This window comes from Erwinia sp. STN24, from assembly GCF_041320675.1.
Lineage (GTDB): Bacteria > Pseudomonadota > Gammaproteobacteria > Enterobacterales > Enterobacteriaceae > Erwinia > Erwinia aeris.
In genome coordinates this window covers 225,876-248,573 of sequence record NZ_JBGGPM010000003.1, presented here as the reverse complement: position 1 = coordinate 248,573, position 22,698 = coordinate 225,876, and the positions used below count along the sequence as shown (strand labels likewise).

The window sequence follows — 22,698 nt, the reverse complement described above, 5'->3', positions numbered from 1 at the left end:
TCGTTGATTCTCTAAATTTTAAAGGCGCAGTCCGCGCCCTGGCTGAAACCGCTGGCGGCCATGGCTAACGTCGTGTCGAGCATTCGGTTAGCAAAGCCCCATTCGTTGTCGCACCAGACCAGCGTTTTGATCAGGTGCTGTCCGCTGACCCGCGTTTGCGTGCCGTCCACAATGGCACTGTGCGGATCGTGGTTAAAATCAATGGAGACTAACGGTAGTTCCGTATAGTCAACTATACCACTAAATGCTTTTTCTGATGCGTTTCGCAGCAGCGCATTCACCTCGCAGGCCTTTACCGGCGTGCGGACGCTGACGCTTAAATCAATGGCGGTCACGTTGATTGTCGGTACACGCACGGCGATCGCTTCGAAACGGTCATTGAATTTCGGAAAAATACGCGCGATACCCGCAGCAAGGCGAGTATCGACCGGAATTATCGACTGGCTGGCTGCGCGAGTGCGGCGCAAATCAGTATGGTAAGCGTCAATAACCTGCTGATCGTGCATGGCGGAATGGATGGTGGTGACCGTTCCCGACTCAATGCCGAAAGCATCATCCAGTAACTTAATCACAGGAATAATACAGTTAGTGGTGCAGGAGGCGTTAGAGACGATCAGGTCGCTGGCCTTTAGCGCTTTTTCATTGACGCCGTAAACCACGGTAGCGTCAAGATCGTTGCCGCCCGGATGGGAAAACAGGACTTTTTTCGCCCCGGCGGCAAGGTGCGCTTCGCCGTCTTCGCGGCTGCCCCAGACGCCGGTGCAGTCCAGCACCACATCCACGTTCAGCTCCTTCCAGGGGAGATCGGCGATAGCGGCCCGATGCAAAATGCGCACAGGATCTTCGCCTATCCACAGCAGATCCCGCTCCTGACGAACGTCCCACGCAAAACGGCCATGACTGGTGTCATATTTCAGCAGATGCGCCATGCCGGCGGCTTCCGCCAGCTCATTAACCGCCACGACGGTAATCTCCGCGCGGCGTCCGGTTTCATAAAGCGCGCGCAGCACGTTGCGCCCAATGCGTCCAAAACCGTTGATGGCAATACGAACCGTCATATCACTCCTGCATCCAAATTCTGTGCAAAACCGGAGCGTTAGCCTGAGCCAGGCGTTCCCGTTTGTACAGGGAATTTTTGCGTTACCGGGCCGTTTTTCCCACGGAAAGAGGTCAGTGCCAATGCTTGTTGAAACGGTTCAGCTACAATAAAGACAATGCGGAATAATTGGAATGCGCCAGATCAATCCACAGTTTAAAAATCTGACCTGCATCACATTTAGATAAGGTTCTGTATAAAAAACAGGCCAACAACGCTCAACAAAGTAGTAAAGTAACTTTTACTGATATTTACTTTCAAGTAACCAGTTAGCGACACGATCAACGGAATTTTCTTACTTTTGCAGGTAAATATCAGAATTTTCTCTCTGACAACCGTTTCCAGGAAGGAGACGCCCACAGCAGAGCGCCGGTAAAAGCGCGGCTGGCTGTAGCGAGATCGGGAAAGATCTGGCGTCCACTCTCTGGTCACTAACCGTGCCGGAATATGAATTACAACTTGCTTTGGTATCTCTGGATTATCTGGGCTTCAGCGCTGCTCGTCTATTCCCTTAGCTGGGCGACAACGCTGTTGCTGATCCGCCAGCATCGGGGACTGTTAATGGCCGCAGCCTCCGCCATTTTTACCTGGCTTGCCTTCAGGAAATTCACGTTAAATAAGGAAATAGCGATGTTCAAACGTAAAGAGAATCCCCGTCAACCCAGCGCTCCGCTGAATTACACCTCGCCCGTGCCGCCCGCTTCCGCTTCGCTAATGGACAGCGAATTTGAAGAAAGCGTCTCTGCCGCAACCGTCGTCAGCGTCGCCAGCGCGCCTGCCACAGGCACCACCACCATCCCGGATACCTGCACCATCGTAGGTGAAATCAGCGCCGCAGGCGATATTCATATCACCGGCAGCGTTAACGGTAAGGTGAATTCAGAAAAAACCGTTTTTGTGCAGAAAGATGGGCGGGTCGAAGGGGAAATCTGGGCGCAACGCACCGAAATCAGCGGCGAGCTGAAAGGATTATGCTGTAGTCGGGAGGTGGCCATTAACGCCAACGGATTTATGGATGGCACCATCGAGTGCGAATCGCTTTCGATCAACCAGCAGGGTAAATTTTATGGCCAGTCCAAGCCTTATAAGACGGAAAGAGAGCCGGAAAGCAACGTGGTGAAAAGCTTTGCGGAGCCGGTGATACCGCCCAGCCAGGATTTCCATTTGCGGGACACCGCGCAGTAGGTAAAAAGGTTCGCCTGTTTGCACAGGCGAACCGGATTTATTACGGCTTAAGCGATTGCCAGGAAGGTTCACCTGCTTGCACAGGCGAACCCGGTTTATTACAGCAGCTCTTTCGCTTTAGCGACCACGTTGTCTACGGTGAAGCCGAAGATTTCAAACAGCTTCTCGGCCGGTGCCGACTCGCCAAAGGTGGTCATGCCAACCACCGCGCCATGCAGGCCGGTGTATTTGAACCAGTAATCGGCGATACCGGCTTCAATCGCCACGCGCGCGCCAACCGCTTTCGGCAGTACGGCTTCACGATAGGCCGCATCCTGCTTGTCGAAAGCATCGGTAGACGGCATGGACACCACGCGCGCCTTACGCCCTTCCGCGCTCAGCTTCTCGTAAGCACCAACCGCCAGCTCCACTTCAGAACCGGTCGCAATCAGGATCACTTCCGGCGTGCCGTCGCAATCTTTCAGGATATAGGCGCCGCGAGCCACGTTAGCCAGCTGCTCGGCGCTGCGATCCTGCTGCGCCAGGTTCTGGCGGGAGAAGATCAGCGCGGTTGGGCCGTCGTGACGCTCAATCGCATATTTCCAGGCTACCGCAGACTCAACCTGGTCGCACGGACGCCATACGCTCATGTTCGGCGTGACGCGCAGGCTGGCCAGCTGCTCAACCGGCTGGTGCGTCGGGCCATCTTCACCCAGACCGATAGAGTCGTGGGTATAGACCATCACCTGACGGATTTTCATCAGCGCGGCCATACGGGCAGCGTTACGCGCATATTCCACAAACATCAGGAAGGTGGCGGTATACGGCAGGAAACCGCCGTGCAGCGTAATGCCGTTGGCGATAGCGGTCATGCCGAACTCACGCACGCCGTAGTGAATATAGTTGCCCGCCGCGTCTTCGTTGATCGGCTTAGAACCAGACCACATGGTCAGGTTGCTTGGCGCCAGGTCGGCGGAGCCGCCCAGATATTCCGGCAGCAGCTTGCCGAAAGCTTCCAGCGCGTTTTGTGAGGCTTTACGGCTGGCGATTTTGGCCGGATTGGCCTGCAGCTGCTCAATGAATTTCTGCGACTCGGCCTGCCAGTTTTCCGGCAGCTCGTTTTTGGTGCGGCGCTGGAACTCCAGAGCCAGCTCGGGATAAGCTTTGGCATAGGCCGCGAACTTCTCGTTCCAGGCCGCTTCTTTCGCCTTGCCCGCTTCTTTAGCATCCCACTGCGCGTAGATATCCTGAGGGATTTCAAACGGCGCGTGGTGCCAGCCCAGCTGTTTACGGGTCAGCGCGATTTCTTCGTCGCCCAGCGGTGCGCCGTGGGAATCGTGCGTGCCAGCTTTGTTCGGCGAGCCGAAACCAATTACGGTTTTGCACATCAGCAGTGAAGGCTTGTCGCTGACCGCTTTTGCTTCTTCAACCGCTTTGCGGATCGCTTCCGCGTCGTGGCCGTCCACGCCGCGCACCACGTGCCAGCCGTAGGCTTCAAAACGCTGTGCGGTATCGTCCGTGAACCAGCCGTCGATGTGACCATCAATCGAGATGCCGTTATCATCATAGAAAGCCACCAGCTTGCCCAGCTTCAGCGTACCGGCCAGCGAGCAAACTTCGTGCGAGATCCCTTCCATCATGCAGCCGTCGCCCATAAACACGTAGGTATTATGATCGACAACGTCATGGCCTGGACGGTTGAACTGCGCGGCCAGCGTGCGCTCGGCGATAGCCATGCCCACGGCGTTGGCGATGCCCTGCCCCAGCGGGCCGGTGGTGGTTTCAACGCCGGCGGTGTAGCCGTATTCCGGGTGACCTGGAGTTTTGGAATGCAGCTGACGGAAGTTCGCCAGCTCGGCAATCGGCAGATCGTAGCCAGAGAGGTGCAGCAGGCTGTAAATCAGCATTGAGCCGTGGCCGTTGGACAGCACGAAGCGGTCACGGTCGGCCCACAGCGGGTTGGTTGGGTTATGGTTCAGGAAATCACGCCATAACACTTCGGCAATATCCGCCATGCCCATGGGCGCGCCAGGGTGGCCGGATTTCGCTTTCTGTACAGCATCCATACTTAATGCGCGAATGGCGTTCGCAAGCTCTTTACGAGAAGACATGTTCTACTCCAGGTCGGATTAAAGGCTTCGCCGTCCTTAACCTATTTTAATCAATGAGTTATCAGGCAAAGCTGCAAAAGACGACCCTCAATGTACATGAAAGAGCAGCCGAATGTACATGGCGAAAAGTGCAAAAAAACAGGGCCATACTTGCGTTTTTCAGACGTTGGAACTATGCATTAGCGCGCAGGAAGTTAACATAGTGCCAGTCTTATTCCCTGCCTTTAACGGCAGGTGTTTGTTTTTATTACCTTGTTATCTAATGGATGGAAATATGAAAATACCCGCTTCTCTGATGGCGCTGGCCGTCGCTACCGCACTGACCGGCTGTCAGAATTTTGACAGCAACGCGCTGTTGCAGTCTGGCGCGCAGGCTTATCAGGCCGCTTCGCTTAGCGACGCGCAGGTAAAAGAGCTGAGCGTAAAATCGTGCGAGCAAATGGACAGCGAAGCGCAGATTGCACCCGCCGACAGCGTTTACACCCAGCGCCTGAATAAAATCGCCGCCGCGCTTGGCGATAACATCAACGGCACGCCTGCTAACTATAAGGTTTACCTGACCAAAGACGTCAACGCCTGGGCGATGGCCAACGGCTGTATCCGCGTTTACAGCGGCCTGATGGATATGATGACGGACAACGAAGTGGAAGGCGTGCTGGGCCATGAAATGGGCCACGTGGCGCTGGGCCATACCCGCCGCGCGATGCAGGTCGCTTACGGCACCACCGCAGCGCGTACCGCGGCCGCATCCGTTGGCGGTATTGCCGCTACGCTGTCGCAGTCGCAGCTGGGCGATCTGGGCGAAAAGCTGGTTAACGCGCAGTTCTCACAAAAACAGGAGTCACAGGCGGACGACTACTCGTTCGATCTGCTGAAAAAACGCGGTATCAGCCCGCTGGGTCTGGAAACCAGCTTTGAGAAACTGGCGAAGCTGGAAGGCGGCAGCGCGAGCACCATGTTCGATTCTCACCCTTCTTCCGAATCCCGCGCGGCGCATATTAAAGCGCGCATCGAAGCCGGAAAATAAGCCTGAACAAGGCCAGCCCTGCGGCTGGCCCCTTTCGACGATTACTCGCCTTTATTCACAGCCTGAACGTGCAGCATATCCAGCGCCAGCGTGGCGGCGGCCAGCGCAGTGATATCGGACTGGTCATAGCCCGGCGCGACTTCCACCAGATCCATGCCCACAATGTTCAGCCCTTGCAGACCGCGCACCAGCTTAGTTGCTTTGTCCGAGGTCAGACCGCCGACAACAGGCGTGCCCGTGCCCGGCGCGTGAGCCGGATCCAGACAGTCGATATCAAAAGTCAGATAAACAGGCATATCGCCCACGATCTCTTTCACCTGCGCGATGATATCGTCGACGCTGCGATCGTTAATCTGCGCCGCATCCAGCACGTTGAAGCCCAGCGATGCATCGAACTCGGTGCGAATACCAATCTGCACGGAGCGCGTCGGATCGATCAGCCCTTCCTGCGGCGCGGTGTAGAACATGGTGCCGTGGTCGAACTTCGGGCCGTTGGAATAGGTATCGGTATGCGCATCAAAATGCACCAGCGCCATTTTGCCGAAGTGTTTCGCGTGCGCGCGCAGCAGCGGCAGCGTGACGTAGTGGTCGCCGCCAAAGGTCATCATGCGTTTGCCGTTAGCCAGCAGCTTCTCCGCATGGGCCTGCAATTTGTCGCTCATATCCTGCGAATCGCCAAAAGCGTAAACCAGGTCGCCGCAGTCAACGACGTTCAGACGCTGACGCAGATCGAAATTCCACGGCCAGCGGCAGCCTTCCCAGGCCAGGTTAGTGGAGATCTGACGGATGGAGCCCGGCCCTAAGCGGCTGCCGGGACGGCCGGACGTGGCCGCGTCAAACGGTACGCCGGTGATCACCCATTCGGCATCGCTGTCGTACGGCTGGAAGTTAACCGGAAAACGCATAAAACCAAAAGCATTGGAAACCAAAGAGTTATCGTACTGGTTGCCCAGAGTATTATACATAAGCCCCTCTCTTGCTGTCGGCCAGGCTGGCCTTGCTGTTATAGCTAAAAAAAATCCCCGTCGCGTCGTTAGGCCCGACGAGAAAGGGATTGGGTTCAGGTTGTCAGGCGGAAAAAGCGCCGCCCGACCACGCGGCTAAGGCTTACTCATCTTCCAGATAAGTGTAGCCGTAGAGGCCCGCTTCAAACTCTTCGATAAACTGCGCGCGCAGCTCATCGTCCAGATCGGATTCGGCAATCTGCTTGCGGAAATGCGTCAGCAGCTCGTTCGGATCCAGCTGCACGTATTCCAGCATGTCCGCTACGGTATCGCCTTCGTCCGACAGCTGCACATCAACACGCCCATCCGCGTAAGCATAAACGTCAACCGCTTCGGTATCGCCGAACAGGTTGTGCATATTGCCCAGGATTTCCTGATACGCGCCGACCATAAAGAAGCCCAGCATCGGCGGATTATCCACGTCGTACTGCGGCATCGGCATGGTGGTAGCGATACCGTCGCCGTCCACATAGTGGTCGATGGTGCCGTCTGAATCACAGGTAATATCCAGCAGCACGGCGCGGCGCTCCGGCTTTTTATCCAGCCCTTCCAGCGGCAGCACCGGGAACAGCTGATCGATGCCCCACGCGTCCGGCATGGACTGGAACAGCGAGAAGTTGACGTAAATCTTATCCGCCATACGCTCCTGCAGCTCGTCGATAATCGGACGGTGCGCGCGGTTACCCGGATCCAGATGCTGCTGAATGTAGTTACAAACGCTCAGGTAAAGCTGCTCGGCCCAGGCGCGCTGCTCCAGATTGTAAATGCCCTGAGAGTAGCCCGTATGGATATCAAACAGATCCATCTGGCTGTCGTGCAGCCATTCACGCAGCGAGCGACGATTGTTCAGCTCGTGCATCTCCTGCCACGTATCCCACAGGCTGATAATCGGGCGAGGCGCATCCGCTGGCGGCGACTCCGGCGTAATAAACTCGTTGCGTTCCACGCCGATGATGTTGGAAACCAGCACGGTATGGTGCGCGGTAACCGCACGACCTGATTCGGTGATGACCGTCGGATGCGGCAGATTGTGCTCCTCACACGCATCGCCGATAGCCCAGATCACGTTGTTGGCGTATTCGTTCAGGCCGTAGTTGACCGAACAGTCGGACTGGGAACGTGTTCCCTCATAGTCCACGCCCAGGCCGCCGCCCACGTCGAAGCACTGGATGTTGACGCCCAGCTTCGCCAGTTCGACATAGAAACGTGCCGATTCGCGTACGCCGGTGGCGATATCGCGGATATTCGCCATCTGCGAGCCGAGGTGGAAGTGCAGCAGCTGCAGGCTTTCCATTCTGCCGGCTTCGCGCATGATCTCAACCAGCTTCAGCACCTGCGTAGCGGACAGGCCAAACTTGGACTTTTCACCACCGCTGGACTGCCATTTGCCGGAGCCCTGCGAGGCCAGGCGCGCGCGGATGCCAAGACGCGGCACCACGTTCAGGCGTTCCGCTTCTTCCAGCACCAGCTTCACTTCGGTCATCTTTTCCAGCACCAGATAGACTTTGTGGCCCATCTTTTCGCCGATCAGCGCCAGACGAATATATTCACGGTCTTTGTAGCCGTTACAGACGATCACTGAACGGGTCATGCCCGCGTGCGCCAGCACCGCCATCAGCTCCGCTTTGGAGCCCGCTTCCAGCCCCAGCGGCTCACCGGAGTTGATCAGCGATTCGATCACGCGCTTATGCTGGTTAACCTTAATCGGATAGACCAGGAAATAGTCGCCGCGATAGCCATAGGATTCCCGCGCGCGCTTAAACGCTGCGTTAATGGAGCGCAGGCGATGCTGTAAAATTTGAGGGAAACAGAACAGCGCGGGCAGGCGTTGCCCTTCGGCCTCGCGCTCTTTAACCAGCCGGGCCAGATCGACGCGCGCTTCCGGCACGTCGGGATCGGGACAGACGCTGATATGCCCCAGCTCATTGACGTCGTAATAATTATTGCCCCACCAGGCAATATTGTAGGTGCGCAGCATTTTGCTGGCATCTTGATCGCTCATGGCCACCTCCTGCATTGAGCGGAGTACACCCTGTTCGCCTGCTGACGAACCCTTAATCATCTTGCTGTCGTCAGACATCGCGAGCCTCGAATTTCAATGATGCGGAACAGTTAACTACTATCGCAGGGAAAACCCACGACAACAACCCATCGACTACCGGGCATCCCAGCATAAAACGCTGAGGAACCGCACCAGGCGATATCAGAAGTATAACATTAAACACGTCGCGGACTCCGGCACCCAGCTGCGCTGAGGAAACGAAAAAGAGGAGATTTTCGACAATAAATTTCGGCATTGCGATCGGCGCTACATCGGCGGCGCTTTATACAATCAGCACGACAGGAATGCAAAATTTAAATGTAAGGAACAACAAGGGACACGGTAATTTTTACAAAATTCCCCGGTTGTTTCCGATAAAAAATGCTGGCAATCTGTTTAACGAGTAACCTAAAATAGCCGTCCAGATGTGAATCCATCTATACTGGTTAACTTCTAAGCGTCTTAAATTAAATTATTGTACTGCTCATGGCTTTGCCTGAGGGGGCGCAGAGAGAGAAAACCGTTTCTTTTTAGCGCTATGCAGTCGATCCCAACCCGTTTCAGTAAGGTAAAGAATAAATGGCTAAACACCTTTTCACTTCCGAGTCCGTCTCAGAAGGCCATCCCGATAAAATCGCCGACCAGATCTCTGATGCCGTGCTGGATGCCATCCTTGAGCAGGATCCGAAAGCCCGCGTCGCCTGTGAAACCTACGTAAAAACCGGCATGGTGCTGGTCGGTGGCGAAATCACCACCAGCGCGTGGGTAGATATCGAAGAGATCACCCGTAATACCGTGCGTGAAATCGGCTATGTTCATTCCGACATGGGCTTTGATGCCAACTCCTGCGCGGTGCTGAATGCTATCGGCAAACAGTCACCGGATATCAACCAGGGCGTGGATCGCGCCGATCCGCTGGAACAGGGCGCGGGCGATCAGGGCCTGATGTTCGGCTATGCCACCAACGAAACCGACGTGCTGATGCCTGCGCCGGTGACCTACGCGCACCGTCTGGTGCAGCGTCAGTCCGAAGTGCGTAAAAACGGCACCCTGCCGTGGCTGCGTCCGGATGCGAAAAGCCAGATCACTTTCCAGTACGATGCGGGCAAAATCGTTGGTATCGACGCGGTAGTGCTTTCTACGCAGCATTCAGAAGATATCGATCAGAAAGCACTGCAGGAAGCGGTGATGGAAGAGATCATCAAGCCGGTTCTGCCAGCTGAATGGATCAACGCCGGTACCAAATACCATATCAACCCGACCGGCCGTTTCGTTATCGGCGGCCCGATGGGCGATTGCGGCCTGACCGGTCGTAAAATCATCGTGGACACCTACGGCGGCATGGCTCGTCACGGTGGCGGCGCGTTCTCCGGTAAGGATCCGTCAAAAGTTGACCGTTCCGCAGCCTACGCGGCACGCTACGTGGCCAAGAACATCGTGGCTGCCGGCCTGGCCGATCGCTGTGAAATCCAGGTTTCTTACGCCATCGGCGTTGCGGAACCGACTTCCATCATGGTAGAAACCTTTGGTACAGAAAAAATCTCTACCGAACAGCTGACGCTGCTGGTACGCGAGTTCTTCGACCTGCGTCCTTACGGCCTGATCCAGATGCTGGATCTGCTGCACCCAATCTACCGCGAAACTGCGGCTTACGGTCACTTTGGCCGCGAGCACTTCCCATGGGAAAAAACCGACAAGGCCGCACAGCTGCGCGAAGCGGCTGGCCTGAAGTAAGGTTTTACCTATCGCATCAAGGGCACCTAAAGGGTGCCCTTTTTGCTGCCCGCTGGCTGGCAGATTGGTAAACTCCGTATACACTTTTGCAGGCCTTCGTCGCCCCGCATGTTAACGGTTACATCCAGAAACATCAGGCAGCATCTGATAATTAAGAATTTCCAGCCTTAACAAGAGTAGCGGGAATGCGCTATTTTCAGCGCTGTCCGATAGAGGGCCAGCAGGGAACCAGGAGAAGCTATTTAGTGCTATGCCTGAACGGTTATAAAGCGTAAGCGCGTATGAAAACCACTGTTTTCAGAAAGATCTGGTGTGTAACCGATTACACCATGTGATCGCCCGCACAGTCTTTCGCGCCGGGTTTTTTTAACATTTATAAAAACAATATACAGTACCACTAATATGGAGGCTTCATGCCTGATAATAAGAAACAGAGCAGAACATCCAACAAGGCGATGACCTTGTTCGTATGTTTACTCGCCGCACTCGCCGGCCTGCTTTTCGGGCTGGATATCGGCGTGATTGCCGGCGCTTTACCTTTCATTGCGAAAGATTTCAACGTCACTGCCCACCAGCAGGAATGGATTGTCAGCTCGATGATGTTCGGTGCCGCCGTCGGCGCCGTCGGCAGCGGCTGGATGTCCTCTTACCTCGGTCGTAAAAAGAGCCTGATGATTGGCGCCGTGCTGTTCGTTATCGGCTCGCTGTGGTCAGCCATGGCGGGAAACGCGGATATGCTGATTGTGGCGCGCGTGCTGCTGGGCCTGGCCGTCGGCGTGGCTTCCTTTACCGCTCCGCTTTACCTTTCTGAAATCGCACCGGAAAAAATTCGCGGCAGCATGATCTCGCTGTACCAGCTGATGATCACCATCGGTATTCTGGGTGCCTATCTCTCCGATACCGCGTTCAGCTACACCGGCGAATGGCGCTGGATGCTGGGCATCATCACTATCCCGGCGGCCCTGCTGCTGGTCGGCGTCTGCTTCCTGCCTAACAGCCCGCGCTGGCTGGCGGCGAAAGGCAACTTCCGCGATGCGCAGCGCGTGCTGGATCGCCTGCGCGACACCAGCGAGCAGGCAAAACGCGAGCTGGATGAAATCCGTGAAAGCCTGAAGATCAAACAGTCCGGCTGGAATCTGTTCAAAAACAACGGTAATTTCCGCCGTGCGGTCTGGCTGGGTATTCTGCTACAGGTTATGCAGCAGTTCACCGGTATGAACGTCATCATGTACTACGCGCCGAAAATTTTTGAAATTGCCGGCTTTACCAATACCACCGAGCAGATGTGGGGCACCGTTATCGTTGGTCTGATCAACGTGCTGGCGACCTTTATTGCTATCGGTCTGGTGGATCGCTGGGGCCGTAAGCCGACCCTGAAGCTGGGCTTCCTGGTCATGGCGATCGGTATGGGCGTGCTGGGTACCATGCTGCATATCGGCATTCACTCTGCCGGTGCACAGTACTTTGCTATCGCTATGCTGCTGATGTTTATCATCGGCTTCGCCATGAGCGCCGGCCCGCTGATCTGGGTACTGTGTTCTGAAATTCAGCCGCTGAAAGGCCGCGATTTTGGTATCACCGTTTCTACGGCGACCAACTGGATTGCCAACATGATCGTCGGGGCGACCTTCCTGACCATGCTGAACACGCTGGGCAACGCCAATACCTTCTGGGTCTACGCAGGTCTGAATATCCTCTTTATCATTCTGACTATTATGCTGATCCCGGAAACCAAAAACGTTTCTCTTGAGCATATCGAACGCAACCTGTTAAGTGGCAAAAAGCTGCGCGACATCGGTCAGCGCGACTAAGCTTCACTGGCCGGGGCAACCCGGCCAGCTTCATTGAATTCCCCTGCCTCACGTCGTATCCTCTGCACCATGAAATCCCCTCGACTTCCAATAGCCCTACAACAGGCCGTGATGCGTTCGCTGCGCGACAAGCTGCAGCAGGCTAATCAGCGCCTTGAACGTCACTATCCTGAACCAAAGCTGGTTTATCAGCAGCGGGGTACGGCTGCGGGCACCGCCTGGCTGGAAGCCTGGGAGATCCGCCTGAATCCAGTGCTGCTGCTGGAAAATCAGGAAGCTTTTATCAATGAAGTGGTGCCGCACGAGCTGGCGCATCTGCTGGTATGGAAACAGTTTGGCCGCGTGGCGCCGCATGGCAAAGAGTGGAAGTGGATGATGGAAAGCGTGCTGGGCGTGCCTGCAAGACGCACCCACCAGTTTGCTATCGAATCGGTGCGCAGCCGCGCTTTCCCCTATCGCTGCCGCTGTCAGCAGCATCAGCTGACCGTACGCCGTCATAACCGGGTCACGCGTGGCGAAAGCGAATACCACTGCGTTCACTGCGGCGAAAAATTGCTGCCCGGCACGTTTACGCCCGCATAAAAATCGGCCTGGCGTCAAAAAAAGCGCTGATAAAGCACGCGACGATTTCCTGTTATCCGGCGCTTCTGCTACTCTCGCCGCTTTATTGACTGACAGAAAACCGGACTATGTTACGCAAAATTATTGGCTGCTTTTCGCTGCTGACCGCCTTCTTTGCCCACGGGTTAAGCCCCAACAACTACCATCAGAATAATTTCAGCCAGGCAAAAGCCTATGCCGCGCAAATCAATGCCGATGCGCCAGGCTCTTTTTACTGCGGCTGTAAAATTAACTGGCAGGGGAAAAAAGGCGTGCCGGACCTCGCCTCCTGCGGCTATCAGGTACGCAAAAACGCCAACCGCGCTAACCGCATTGAGTGGGAGCACGTGGTGCCCGCCTGGACTTTCGGCCACCAGCGCCAGTGCTGGCAGGAAGGCGGCAGAAAACAGTGCGCCAAAGACGCGGGCTATCGCCGTATAGAGTCCGATCTGCATAACCTGCAGCCTGCCATCGGCGAGGTTAACGGCGATCGCGGCAACTTTATGTACAGCCAGTGGAACGGCAGCGAGCATCAGTACGGCCAGTGCGAAATGAAGATCGACTTCAAGAACAAGCAGGCTGAACCGCCAGCGCGCGCGCGCGGCGCCATCGCCCGCACCTGGTTCTATATGCGCGACCAGTACCAGATTGCGATGTCGAAACAGCAGACTCAGCTGATGACGGTCTGGGACAAGCAGTATCCGGTTACCGCCTGGGAATGCGAGCGCGATAACCGCATCGCAAAAGTCCAGGGCAACCACAACCCCTATGTACAGCGTGCTTGCCAGCGGTAAAATCTGTGGCCTAAACTGGACAGCATGTCTTGGCCGCGCCCGCCGCGGCCAGTTACTTTTATCAGGATCCCCATGCGTATACCCCGCATTTATCATGCCGAACCGCTGGTCGTCGGCAGTGAAGTTTTCCTCAACGAAGAAGCGGCAAATCACGTAGGACGCGTACTGCGGATGAACGCCGGTCAGCGCCTGGAATTGTTCGATGGTACTAATCTGACATTTAGCGCCGAAATCGTGCAGGCGGATAAGAAAAATGTGCGCGTCGCCGTGCAGGAAAGTCGCGAAGAGTGCCGTGAATCCCCGCTTCACCTGCATTTAGGCCAGGTGATGTCGCGCGGCGAGAAGATGGAGTTCACTATTCAAAAAGCGGTGGAACTGGGCGTAAACAGCATCACCCCCTTGTTTTCTGAGCGCTGTGGCGTAAAGCTTGATGCCCAAAGGCTGGCGAAAAAAATCCAGCAGTGGCAAAAAATTGTGATTGCCGCCTGCGAGCAGTGCGGCAGAAATCGCGTGCCGGAGGTGCGTGAAGCAATGACGCTGGAGGCCTGGAGCGCCGAAGAGGACAGCAGCCTGAAGCTCAATCTGCACCCGAGAGCGAGCCAAAGCATCAATACCCTGCCGCAGCCCGTGGAACGCGTCCGTTTGCTGATTGGCCCGGAAGGCGGCCTGACGGCGGATGAGATTGCGATGACGGCGCGCTACGGCTTCACCGATATCCTTTTAGGGCCTCGCGTGCTGCGCACGGAGACCACCGCGCTAACCGCCATTACCGCCCTTCAGGTGCGGTTTGGCGATTTAGGCTGATAACAGGCACTGACGAGAAAAACGGCAGGCAAGAAAGCTCAACTGGAGAGACTAATGATTAAGCTTGGCATTGTGATGGACCCGATTAGCGCCATCAATATTAAAAAAGACAGCAGCTTCGCGATGCTGCTGGAAGCACAGCGCCGCGGTTATGAAATTCACTATATGGAGATGAAAGATCTCTATCTGCGCGGCGGTGAAGCGCGCGCCGCAACGCGTCTGTTGAGCGTTGAGCAAAACTACGACAAATGGTACGAGTTCGGCAGCGAGCAGGATATTGCGCTGGCCGACCTGAACGTAGTGCTGATGCGTAAAGATCCGCCTTTCGACACCGAATTTATCTATGCGACCTACATCCTTGAGCGCGCGGAAGAAAAAGGCACGCTGATCGTGAATAAGCCGCAGAGCCTGCGCGACTGCAACGAGAAGCTCTATACCGCCTGGTTTGCTGAGCTGACGCCGGACACGCTGGTGACCCGCAGCGCGCAGCAGATCCGCGATTTCTGGCAGGAGCACGGCGACATTATCCTGAAACCGCTGGACGGCATGGGCGGCGCCTCTATTTTCCGAGTGAAGCAGGAAGATCCAAACCTGTCGGTGATTATTGAAACGCTGACCGAGCACGGCAGCTTCTACTGCATGGCGCAGAACTATCTGCCAGCGATTAAAGAAGGCGACAAGCGCGTGCTGGTGGTGGATGGTGAACCCGTGCCTTACTGCCTGGCTCGCATTCCCAAATCGGGCGAAACGCGTGGCAACCTGGCGGCCGGCGGCCGTGGCGAAGCGCGTCCGCTGTCCGAAAGCGACTGGGAAATTGCCCGCCGCGTCGGCCCAATGCTGAAGCAAAAGGGCCTGATTTTTGTCGGCCTGGATATCATCGGCGACAAGCTGACGGAAATTAACGTGACCAGCCCGACCTGCATACGTGAGATCGAGGCCGCATTCCCGATTTCAATTACTGGTATGCTTATGGATGCGATTGAAAAACGACTGGCCTGATAAGAAAAGGATTGACGGGCCTTCGTGCTAACCCTGTTGTTCGCCTGCGGCCTTTACCACAGGCGGGCAACCCGACTACAGAATCCTGATATGAATTTACAGCATCATTTTTTGATTGCCATGCCCACGCTGCTGGATCCTTTGTTCAAACGTTCGGTTGTTTATATCTGCGAACACAATGACGAAGGCGCCATGGGTATTATCGTTAATAAACCGATGGAAAATCTTACCGTCGACGGCATTCTTAAGAAGTTAAAAATTATGCCAACCCCGCGCGAACCCGAAGTCAAACTCGACAAGCCGGTTTTTGCCGGCGGCCCGCTGGCAGAAGATCGCGGTTTTATTTTGCACTCGGCTCAGCATACCTACGCGTCCAGCATTCGCGTTTCCGATAATACGGTGATCACCACCTCCCGCGACGTGCTGGAAACGCTGGGCACGCCGGAGCAGCCGGAAAGCGTACTGGTCGCGCTGGGCTACTGCGCCTGGGAGAAAGACCAGCTGGAAAACGAGCTGCTGGAAAACGCCTGGCTGACCATTCCGGCCAACAGCAATATTCTGTTTAAAACGCCCGTGGCCGAACGCTGGCGCGAAGCGGCGAAAAGCATCGGCGTGGATATTCACAATATCACCAGCGATGTTGGACACGCCTGATGAGCCACCTTACTCTGCTGGCCTTCGATTTCGGCACCAAAAGCATCGGCGTGGCGATAGGCCAACAGCTTACCGGCACCGCCCGCCCGCTTCCCGCGTTAAAAGCGCAGGATGGCACGCCCGACTGGAGCAAAATCGAGGCGTTGCTGAAAGAGTGGCAGCCGGATCATGTTGTGGTCGGTCTGCCGTTAAATATGGACGGCACCGAACAGCCGCTAACCGCCAGAGCGCGCAAATTTGCCAACCGGCTGCACGGCCGCTTTGGCGTCAAGGTAGAGCTGCACGATGAGCGCCTCAGCACCGTGGAAGCCAGGGCTGACCTCTTTTCACGCGGCGGCTTTCGGGCGCTGAACAAGGGCAGCGTCGATTCCCTTTCGGCCGTGATCATCCTCGAAAGCTGGTTTGAGAACGCGTGGAGCTAGTCGGCTCGTTTATCGCTTCACTTTTACCGCCGGGCCGCGTAACGTCGCCCGGCTCGTGCACCAGTCCCGCTTTCCGTTACACCTCCGTCTTCACCTGAAATCACGCCACCAGCACCGCCACTCGCCCGTTTCGATTGCCGCCACGCCCCAGCACCAGCGGCTGCCAGTCTCGATTGCCATTACTTCTCCAGCTTCACTTGCCAGTAACGCCTGCCATTACGCTATCGGCCCCGCTTTCCGTTACACCTCCGTCTTCACCTGAAATCACGCCACCAGCCCGGCCTGCCGCCGCGCCTGCAAACTTTGCTCAAACGTCTGCATACCCAGCTGCGCGCCGGTTTGCAGCACGCCCGGCAGCTGATACGTTTTGCCCTCGCGAATCAAGCTGCTTGTGGCTGGGGTATTAATCAGCACCTCAAACAGCGCCACCCGCCCCCTGGTCACGCCCGGCACCAGCTTTTGCGCAATCACCGCTTTCAGGCTGCCGGCCAGCTGGCTGCGGATCAGGTTTTTCTCCGCGCCGGGAAAAACGTCCACCAGCCTGTCCACCGCCTGCGCCGCGCCGCGCGTGTGCAGCGTCGCCAGCACCAGATGCCCGGTTTCTGCCGCCGTCAAAGCCAGCTGGATGGTGTCGCTATCGCGCAGCTCGCCCAGCAGGATGACGTCCGGATCCTGGCGCAGCGCCGCCCGCAGCCCGGTGCTGAAAGAGACGCAGTGCCGGCCTATCTCCCGCTGCTGGATCAGCGATCGCTCGCTGCGGTGAATAAACTCCACCGGATCTTCCAGCGTCAGGATATGGCGGTGCTGCTGCTGGTTAATCGCGCCGATAAGCGCAGCCAGCGTGGTTGATTTGCCGCTGCCGGTCGCGCCCGTCACCAATACCAGCCCGTCCTGCAGCCGGAGCAGCTCCTTTACTATCGGCGGTAGATCCAGCTCCGCCAGCTCGGGACAGCGGCTGGTGATAAAGCGCAGCGCCAGCGAAATACCCCGCCGCTGTCGGAACAGATTCGCCCGCAGCCGCGTGCCGTCGGCCAGCGTCAGCGCGAAATCCAGCTGGCCTGCGCGAGCGAATTCGCGTTGCTGATCGGCATCCAGCCACGCCTGACTAATTTTTAGCAGCAGCTCGTCGCTGGCAGGAAGACCGCCCGGTATCGCCTCCAGCCTGCCGGCCAGCCGCCAGAACGGATAATGACCACTACAGAGGTGCAGATCCCCGGCGTTATGCTTTACACTAAGCGCCACTAATTCCTCAATATCCATATTAACTCCCTGACTATGACCCCGATTCAGCACAACTTACAGCAGATACGCGAGCGGATCTCAGCGGCAGCCGCACGATGCGGCCGCGATCCAGCAGAAATTACGCTGCTTGCAGTGAGCAAAACAAAACCTGCGAGCGCGGTCGAAGAAGCGGCGGCGGCGGGCCAGCTTGCCTTTGGCGAAAACTACGTGCAGGAAGGCGTCGATAAAATCCAGGCGCTTAACAATTCCGCGCTGGCGTGGCACTTTATCGGGCCGCTGCAATCCAACAAAAGTCGGCTGGTAGCGGAAAACTTTGCCTGGTGCCATACGGTGGATCGGCTGAAGATCGCCGCAAGGCTGAACGAACAGCGTCCGGCCGATTTACCGCCGTTGAATGTGCTGATCCAGATAAATATCAGCGACGAGCAGAGTAAATCTGGCATCATGCTGGCTGCGCTGCCGGATCTGGCCCGCGAGATCGCTCAGCTGCCGCGTTTAACGCTGCGCGGCCTGATGGCGATCCCCGCGCCGGAGGCGGATTATCAGCACCAGCTGGCCGTTTGTCGCCGGATGGCGGCAGCCTTTAGCGAACTGAAAAAGAGTTATGCCTCCGTCGACACGCTCTCTCTGGGGATGAGCGACGATATGGATGCGGCTATTGAGGCAGGTACGACCATGGTGCGCATTGGCACCGCCATATTTGGCGCGCGCGATTACGGCGCCACTAACTAACTTTTGAGGGACTCCATGCTGACGTTGACTTTTCTGGTCTCAACGATAATCAATCTTTACGTGAAAGTGCTGCTGCTGCGTATCTGGATGCAGTGGGCAAGATGCGATTTTTATAATCCGTTCTCGCAGTTTATCGTTAAGATCACCCAGCCGGTGATCCGCCCGATGCGCCGGGTCATTCCCTCTATCGGGCCGCTGGATACCGCGTCTTTACTGCTGGCCTATGTGCTGAGCGTGCTGCTGTTTACCGTGATGTTCACGCTTCAGAGCAGCGTATTTATTTTCGATCCGGTCTTCCTCTATTTCGGCCTGGTGTCGCTGGTGAAAGCCGCCGGCGTGCTGGTATTCTGGGTGATTATCATTCGCTCGCTGATGAGCTGGATAAGCCAGGGCCGCAACCCGGTGGATTACGTGCTGATCCAGCTGACTGAGCCGCTGATGGCACCCGTGCGTCGCCTTATTCCGGCGATGGGCGGCATCGACTTCTCGGCGATGGCGGTGATCCTGATCCTCTATATGCTGAACTATCTGGGAATGGACTTTGTTCCCGGCTGGGCGCAGCTTTAATTTGTACGGTAGTTAACTTCTGGACCTGATATGCAAAAAGTAGTGCTCGCCACCGGCAATGCCGGAAAAGTTCGTGAACTGGCCGATAAGCTGGCCGCCTTTGGCCTGGATATCGTGGCGCAGACCGAGTGTGGCGTGGAGTCGGCCGAAGAGACCGGCCTGACCTTTATCGAGAATGCCCTGCTGAAAGCGCGTCACGCTGCGGCTATCACCGGTTTGCCGGCGATTGCCGACGACTCCGGGCTGGCGGTGGACGCGCTGGGCGGCGCGCCTGGCATCTATTCCGCGCGCTACGCCGGCGCGGAGGCCAGCGATCGGCAGAATATCGACAAGCTGCTGGAAGCGATGGAAAACGTGGCGGACGGCCAGCGCCAGGCGCAGTTCCACTGCGTGCTGGTTTATCTGCGCCATGCTGAAGACCCCACGCCGCTGGTGTTTCACGGCTGCTGGCAGGGAGAAATCGCCCGTGCCGTCAGCGGCGAAGGCGGCTTCGGCTACGATCCCGTGTTCTTTGTACCGGCGCTGGGCAAAACCGCCGCAGAGCTGAGCAAAGAAGAGAAACGCGCGGTTTCCCATCGTGGCAAAGCGCTGGCCCTGCTGCTGGAAGCGATGCGCAATGCATAATCTGCCGCCGCTCAGCCTCTATATTCATATTCCGTGGTGCGTACAGAAATGTCCCTACTGCGATTTCAACTCGCATGCGCTGAAGGGCGAAGTGCCGCACGAGGAGTATGTCCGGCATTTACTGGCCGACCTGGATGCCGATCTGCCGCTGGCGGCTGGCCGCGAGGTTGGCACAATCTTTATCGGCGGCGGCACGCCCAGCCTGCTGAGCAGCGAGGCGATGCAGATGCTGATGGACGGCGTGCGGGCAAGGCTGCCGCTCTCGCCAACGGCGGAAATCACCATGGAGGCGAACCCGGGCACCGTCGAGGCCGATCGCTTCAGCGGCTATCAGCGCGCCGGTATCAACCGCATCTCGATTGGCGTGCAAAGCTTCAGCCAGCAGAAGCTGACGCGTCTTGGCCGCATTCACGGCCCGGAAGAAGCGAAGCGCGCGGCGAAGCTGGCTCAGGGGCTGGGCCTGCGCAGCTTTAACCTTGATTTGATGCATGGCCTGCCCGATCAGTCGCTGGCGGAGGCGCTGGACGACCTGCGCCAGGCTATCGAGCTGGATCCGCCGCATCTTTCCTGGTATCAGCTGACCATCGAACCCAACACGCTGTTTGCCTCCAGGCCGCCCGTGCTGCCGGACGATGACGCGTTATGGGATATCTTTGAGCAGGGCCACCAGCTGTTAACGGCGGCGGGTTACGAGCAGTACGAGACTTCCGCCTATGCCAAACCGGGCTACCGCTGCGAGCATAACCTCAACTACTGGCGCTTCGGCGACTATCTGGGGATCGGCTGCGGCGCGCACGGCAAGCTGACGCAGGCAGACGGGCGAATTATCCGCACCGCCAAAATCCGCCACCCACGCGGCTTTATGAACGGCAATTACCTGGATCGTCAGCACGAGGTCGCGGAAACAGAAAAGCCGTTTGAGTTCTTTATGAACCGTTTCCGGCTGCTGGAAGCGGCGCCGCGCGAAGAGTTTGCGCGCTTTACCGGCCTTAGTGAGGAAGCTATCCGTCCTCAGCTTGATGAGGCGCTGGCGAAAGGTTACCTGACGGAAACGGCGCAAAGCTGGCAGGTGACGGAGAAAGGCAAGCTGTTCCTGAACTCGCTGCTGGAGCTGTTCCTGGCTGAATAGCCGCCCCGCTTTACCCACTCCCCGCCGGAAAAAGCGGGGCGTGTTTTCAAACGGCTATCCCCTCTTTACGCGCGGCGCGCGGAATACCAGCCTAATCGCAAGCCGTTAATACAGTCTGCCGTTATGGCAACGCTGCCAGCTATAAATCCCATGGACGTCTTTAGACAAAGAGAAAGGCGATAACGTCCTGGTGCCGGTAGTCTTTGCCGCTTACAGCCAGCCCGTACAGACACCAGAAGAGCAGCTCTGGCCGGATTATTTCAATCCGCCAATCAGCGTCTTACGCTGCGCTTCCAGCGCGGTCACGCGGTTGCAGACTTCGTGTCCGAAGTTCTGGAAGTCCGCCTCCTGATTGCTCCATTCCGCCTGCACGGCCTGCTGCAATCCGCCCAGGTTACCCATCACTGCCTGAAGCGGATTATCGCCGTTTACCTTGCTGCCCATTTCGTTAAGGCTGTCCTGGATCACGCCGCCCATCGCGCTCTGCACCAGCTTTTCGCCGTCCTGCCGCACCTGCTCGATAGCCTGATGATGGAACGTCAGCCCGTCGTTGCGATGCTCAATAATGCGGTTCATCTGCTGCTTCAGCTGCTCGTCCAACTTTGTCAGGCGGCTACGGACTCTGCTGTCCGTGCCCAGTTTGTTGACGATCACGTTATCCAGCGCCACGCGGCTTTTTTCCAGACGCTGACGCGCTCCCTGATCGATCCAGGGCAAATCGCGGCGCAGCGCGGCCTGATAGTCGATGGCGGTCTGGCGCGTGGCGTTATCGACCGAAGCGGACTGCCCGTTGCGCTGTACCTCGCCGGTCGGCGTGATGATCAGATTGCCGCTGGCGCCCACTACCTTGACGTTCTGCGGAGAGATAACGATATCGTCCTGAGGATTGACGCTACATTGATAGTCGGCCTGTGCCTGGCCTGCCGCCAGCAACAGCGCGGCCGCTACGATCGCTTTACGCATTGACTCTTCTCCTGAGAAACAAAAGGCCACGCATGCGTGGCCTCAACGGACGGTTTGCCTGCTTATGCTACGGCAGGCAGATAATTAGTCCCACCAGACGTCGAAAAGTTCGGTTACCTGGATATTATTCAGCTGGCGATCTTCCAGCCATTTACGCACCAGCTCGCGGTGCTCATCGGTGCACTTGCCGGTTTGCTGCAGGCAGACCAGCCCTTCCCACTGCAGGAAGCCGCTGCCGTCAAACGCCAGGCCGTTGGGATCGATAACTTCATTAATGAAGGCGTCCAGGGTGGTGTCGATGGTGTCGCCGCTGGTATCTTCCGGGAAGGAGAAAGCGACGGAAAAGCCTAATTCCTGAAACTCATCGATATGCATTTTTTTACGCAAGCGACGACTGCGTTGAGCTGCCATTATTTAATCCTCTCAAACATCAAATCCCATACACCGTGGCCAAGACGCTGGCCGCGCTGTTCGAATTTTGTTAACGGCCGCGAATCGGGACGCGGCACATAATCGTTGGTTGCCGACTGGTTTTTGTAGCCAGCAATGCTGCTCATTACTTCCAGCATATGTTCCGCATAGGCTTCCCAGTCGGTCGCCATATGAAACACGCCGCCCAGCTTCAGCTTGCGCATCACCAGCTCGGCAAAAGGCACCTGAACGATGCGGCGCTTGTTATGGCGCGCTTTATGCCAGGGATCCGGGAAAAAGAGCTGCACCATACGCAGCGAATTATCCGGGATCATTTTCTCCAGCACGTCGACTGCATCGTGACACATCACGCGCAGATTCTCCACGCCCGCCTCGTCGGCTGCGCTCAGGCAGGCGCCGACGCCCGGCGAATGGACTTCAATACCCAGAAAGTTTTGCTGCGGGTTCGCGGCGGCCATCGCCACCAGCGATGCGCCCATGCCAAAGCCAATCTCCAGCACCACCGGCGCCTCGCGGCCAAAAAGGGATGCCAGATCAACGGGTTCCGGCTGATACTCCACACCTTTAACAGGCCAGAAATGGTCCAGCGCGTGCTGCTGGCCTTTGGTCAGGCGGCCCTGACGGCGAACGAAGCTGCGAATACGGCGCATCGGGCGGCCGTTTTCGTCAAACTCCGGTGTAATCACATCATTCTTCATGTTTCTGCCTGCTGGTCTGCAATATCTGAAAAACGGGCATTATGCAAAGT

The 22,698-nt window shown here is 56.9% G+C and carries 22 protein-coding genes; 14 read left to right on the top strand and 8 right to left on the bottom strand.

All coding sequences use genetic code 11. From position 1 onward, the window contains the following. Nucleotides 1-11 precede the first annotated feature (11 nt). Nucleotides 12-1,058, bottom strand: coding sequence for an erythrose-4-phosphate dehydrogenase (gene epd / locus ACA373_RS13770; protein WP_253458624.1), 1,047 nt, complete (start codon nt 1,056-1,058; stop codon nt 12-14). Nucleotides 1,059-1,543: 485 nt separating this feature from the next. On the opposite strand from epd, the gene ACA373_RS13765 reads away from it, so the two are divergent. Continuing rightward, nucleotides 1,544-2,281 carry a polymer-forming cytoskeletal protein gene (locus ACA373_RS13765; protein WP_301253206.1) on the top strand — a complete coding sequence of 246 codons (738 nt, stop codon included), beginning with the start codon at nt 1,544-1,546 and terminating at the stop codon, nt 2,279-2,281. A 98-nt stretch (nt 2,282-2,379) separates the two neighbouring features. Here ACA373_RS13765 and tkt read toward each other — a convergent pair whose 3' ends face one another. Then, nucleotides 2,380-4,371, bottom strand: a complete 1,992-nt coding sequence (tkt, locus tag ACA373_RS13760; RefSeq protein ID WP_370734673.1) for a transketolase — start codon at nt 4,369-4,371, stop codon at nt 2,380-2,382. Between the two features lie 274 nt (nt 4,372-4,645). Here tkt and ACA373_RS13755 point away from each other — a divergent pair, with 274 nt between their 5' ends. Next, nucleotides 4,646-5,398 (top strand): M48 family metallopeptidase, encoded by a 753-nt coding sequence (locus ACA373_RS13755; protein WP_125287327.1) that lies wholly within the window; start codon nt 4,646-4,648, stop codon nt 5,396-5,398. A gap of 41 nt (nt 5,399-5,439) precedes the next feature. On the opposite strand, the gene speB is transcribed toward ACA373_RS13755, so the two are convergent. Both speB and speA read right to left on the bottom strand, forming a co-directional pair. Further along, entirely contained in the window at nt 5,440-6,363 is a 924-nt protein-coding gene (speB, locus tag ACA373_RS13750; protein WP_370734672.1) for an agmatinase, read from the bottom strand. A gap of 142 nt (nt 6,364-6,505) precedes the next feature. Further along, complete coding sequence (speA, locus tag ACA373_RS13745) at nt 6,506-8,482, bottom strand: biosynthetic arginine decarboxylase (protein ID WP_125287325.1); 1,977 nt, start codon at nt 8,480-8,482, stop codon at nt 6,506-6,508. 540 nt (nt 8,483-9,022) lie between these two features. On the opposite strand from speA, the gene metK reads away from it, so the two are divergent. From metK to ruvX, 8 genes are all read left to right on the top strand, one after another. Next, complete coding sequence (gene metK, locus ACA373_RS13740) at nt 9,023-10,177, top strand: methionine adenosyltransferase (RefSeq protein ID WP_253458613.1); 1,155 nt, start codon at nt 9,023-9,025, stop codon at nt 10,175-10,177. A 413-nt stretch (nt 10,178-10,590) separates the two neighbouring features. Continuing rightward, the gene (locus ACA373_RS13735; RefSeq protein ID WP_253458610.1) at nt 10,591-11,988 is read left to right on the top strand and encodes a sugar porter family MFS transporter; all 1,398 of its coding nucleotides are present in this window, start codon (nt 10,591-10,593) and stop codon (nt 11,986-11,988) included. A 69-nt stretch (nt 11,989-12,057) separates the two neighbouring features. Continuing rightward, nucleotides 12,058-12,570, top strand: coding sequence for a SprT family zinc-dependent metalloprotease (locus tag ACA373_RS13730; protein ID WP_370734671.1), 513 nt, complete (start codon nt 12,058-12,060; stop codon nt 12,568-12,570). Between the two features lie 107 nt (nt 12,571-12,677). Next, nucleotides 12,678-13,382: a deoxyribonuclease I gene (gene endA, locus ACA373_RS13725; protein ID WP_370734670.1), complete on the top strand. Its 705-nt coding sequence runs from the start codon at nt 12,678-12,680 to the stop codon at nt 13,380-13,382. Nucleotides 13,383-13,454: 72 nt separating this feature from the next. Further along, nucleotides 13,455-14,186 (top strand): 16S rRNA (uracil(1498)-N(3))-methyltransferase, encoded by a 732-nt coding sequence (rsmE, locus tag ACA373_RS13720; protein ID WP_253458602.1) that lies wholly within the window; start codon nt 13,455-13,457, stop codon nt 14,184-14,186. Nucleotides 14,187-14,240: 54 nt separating this feature from the next. Further along, on the top strand, nt 14,241-15,185 hold the full coding sequence (gene gshB / locus ACA373_RS13715) for a glutathione synthase (protein WP_125287319.1): 945 nt from the start codon (nt 14,241-14,243) through the stop codon (nt 15,183-15,185). A 90-nt stretch (nt 15,186-15,275) separates the two neighbouring features. Next, on the top strand, nt 15,276-15,839 hold the full coding sequence (locus tag ACA373_RS13710; protein WP_125287318.1) for a YqgE/AlgH family protein: 564 nt from the start codon (nt 15,276-15,278) through the stop codon (nt 15,837-15,839). Next, a complete protein-coding gene (gene ruvX, locus ACA373_RS13705; protein ID WP_125287317.1) occupies nt 15,839-16,261 on the top strand; it encodes a Holliday junction resolvase RuvX in 423 nt (140 codons plus the stop codon). Before ACA373_RS13710 ends, ruvX begins: the two co-directional genes overlap by 1 nt. Nucleotides 16,262-16,525: 264 nt before the next feature. Here the strand turns inward: ruvX and ACA373_RS13700 are convergent, their stop codons facing one another. Beyond that, a complete protein-coding gene (locus ACA373_RS13700) occupies nt 16,526-17,521 on the bottom strand; it encodes a type IV pilus twitching motility protein PilT (protein WP_370734669.1) in 996 nt (331 codons plus the stop codon). A gap of 15 nt (nt 17,522-17,536) precedes the next feature. On the opposite strand from ACA373_RS13700, the gene ACA373_RS13695 reads away from it, so the two are divergent. Genes ACA373_RS13695 through hemW form a run of 4 tightly spaced genes read left to right on the top strand, consistent with a single transcriptional unit; the run spans nt 17,537 to nt 20,555 of the window. Continuing rightward, the gene (locus ACA373_RS13695; RefSeq protein WP_253458593.1) at nt 17,537-18,235 is read left to right on the top strand and encodes a YggS family pyridoxal phosphate-dependent enzyme; all 699 of its coding nucleotides are present in this window, start codon (nt 17,537-17,539) and stop codon (nt 18,233-18,235) included. 15 nt (nt 18,236-18,250) lie between these two features. Further along, nucleotides 18,251-18,802 (top strand): YggT family protein, encoded by a 552-nt coding sequence (locus ACA373_RS13690; RefSeq protein ID WP_253458591.1) that lies wholly within the window; start codon nt 18,251-18,253, stop codon nt 18,800-18,802. A gap of 30 nt (nt 18,803-18,832) precedes the next feature. Beyond that, on the top strand, nt 18,833-19,426 hold the full coding sequence (gene rdgB / locus ACA373_RS13685) for an RdgB/HAM1 family non-canonical purine NTP pyrophosphatase (protein WP_253458589.1): 594 nt from the start codon (nt 18,833-18,835) through the stop codon (nt 19,424-19,426). Next, nucleotides 19,419-20,555, top strand: a complete 1,137-nt coding sequence (hemW, locus tag ACA373_RS13680) for a radical SAM family heme chaperone HemW (protein ID WP_370734667.1) — start codon at nt 19,419-19,421, stop codon at nt 20,553-20,555. The genes rdgB and hemW overlap by 8 nt, the downstream gene beginning before the upstream one ends. A 255-nt stretch (nt 20,556-20,810) precedes the next feature. On the opposite strand, the gene ACA373_RS13675 is transcribed toward hemW, so the two are convergent. The 3 genes from ACA373_RS13675 to trmB form a co-directional block, all read right to left on the bottom strand. Beyond that, entirely contained in the window at nt 20,811-21,518 is a 708-nt protein-coding gene (locus ACA373_RS13675) for a DUF2884 domain-containing protein (RefSeq protein ID WP_253458585.1), read from the bottom strand. An 84-nt stretch (nt 21,519-21,602) separates the two neighbouring features. Then, complete coding sequence (locus ACA373_RS13670; protein ID WP_253458583.1) at nt 21,603-21,929, bottom strand: YggL family protein; 327 nt, start codon at nt 21,927-21,929, stop codon at nt 21,603-21,605. Further along, nucleotides 21,929-22,648, bottom strand: coding sequence for a tRNA (guanosine(46)-N7)-methyltransferase TrmB (gene trmB / locus ACA373_RS13665; protein WP_253458581.1), 720 nt, complete (start codon nt 22,646-22,648; stop codon nt 21,929-21,931). The genes ACA373_RS13670 and trmB overlap by 1 nt, the downstream gene beginning before the upstream one ends. Nucleotides 22,649-22,698 lie beyond the last annotated feature (50 nt).

Bases quoted from the DNA above. Each gene is read 5' to 3' on its own strand.
- ACA373_RS13690 (WP_253458591.1), top strand. From the start codon at position 18,251: ATGCTGACGTTGACTTTTCTGGTCTCAACGATAATCAATCTTTACGTG.
- ACA373_RS13700 (WP_370734669.1), bottom strand. From the start codon at position 17,521: ATGGATATTGAGGAATTAGTGGCGCTTAGTGTAAAGCATAACGCCGGG.
- ACA373_RS13755 (WP_125287327.1), top strand. From the start codon at position 4,646: ATGAAAATACCCGCTTCTCTGATGGCGCTGGCCGTCGCTACCGCACTG.
- endA (WP_370734670.1), top strand. From the start codon at position 12,678: ATGTTACGCAAAATTATTGGCTGCTTTTCGCTGCTGACCGCCTTCTTT.
- rdgB (WP_253458589.1), top strand. From the start codon at position 18,833: ATGCAAAAAGTAGTGCTCGCCACCGGCAATGCCGGAAAAGTTCGTGAA.
- gshB (WP_125287319.1), top strand. From the start codon at position 14,241: ATGATTAAGCTTGGCATTGTGATGGACCCGATTAGCGCCATCAATATT.
- rsmE (WP_253458602.1), top strand. From the start codon at position 13,455: ATGCGTATACCCCGCATTTATCATGCCGAACCGCTGGTCGTCGGCAGT.
- hemW (WP_370734667.1), top strand. From the start codon at position 19,419: ATGCATAATCTGCCGCCGCTCAGCCTCTATATTCATATTCCGTGGTGC.
- ACA373_RS13670 (WP_253458583.1), bottom strand. From the start codon at position 21,929: ATGGCAGCTCAACGCAGTCGTCGCTTGCGTAAAAAAATGCATATCGAT.
- ACA373_RS13710 (WP_125287318.1), top strand. From the start codon at position 15,276: ATGAATTTACAGCATCATTTTTTGATTGCCATGCCCACGCTGCTGGAT.
- speB (WP_370734672.1), bottom strand. From the start codon at position 6,363: ATGTATAATACTCTGGGCAACCAGTACGATAACTCTTTGGTTTCCAAT.
- ACA373_RS13730 (WP_370734671.1), top strand. From the start codon at position 12,058: ATGAAATCCCCTCGACTTCCAATAGCCCTACAACAGGCCGTGATGCGT.
- ACA373_RS13765 (WP_301253206.1), top strand. From the start codon at position 1,544: ATGAATTACAACTTGCTTTGGTATCTCTGGATTATCTGGGCTTCAGCG.
- ACA373_RS13695 (WP_253458593.1), top strand. From the start codon at position 17,537: ATGACCCCGATTCAGCACAACTTACAGCAGATACGCGAGCGGATCTCA.
- speA (WP_125287325.1), bottom strand. From the start codon at position 8,482: ATGTCTGACGACAGCAAGATGATTAAGGGTTCGTCAGCAGGCGAACAG.
- epd (WP_253458624.1), bottom strand. From the start codon at position 1,058: ATGACGGTTCGTATTGCCATCAACGGTTTTGGACGCATTGGGCGCAAC.
- ACA373_RS13735 (WP_253458610.1), top strand. From the start codon at position 10,591: ATGCCTGATAATAAGAAACAGAGCAGAACATCCAACAAGGCGATGACC.
- trmB (WP_253458581.1), bottom strand. From the start codon at position 22,648: ATGAAGAATGATGTGATTACACCGGAGTTTGACGAAAACGGCCGCCCG.
- ruvX (WP_125287317.1), top strand. From the start codon at position 15,839: ATGAGCCACCTTACTCTGCTGGCCTTCGATTTCGGCACCAAAAGCATC.
- metK (WP_253458613.1), top strand. From the start codon at position 9,023: ATGGCTAAACACCTTTTCACTTCCGAGTCCGTCTCAGAAGGCCATCCC.
- ACA373_RS13675 (WP_253458585.1), bottom strand. From the start codon at position 21,518: ATGCGTAAAGCGATCGTAGCGGCCGCGCTGTTGCTGGCGGCAGGCCAG.
- tkt (WP_370734673.1), bottom strand. From the start codon at position 4,371: ATGTCTTCTCGTAAAGAGCTTGCGAACGCCATTCGCGCATTAAGTATG.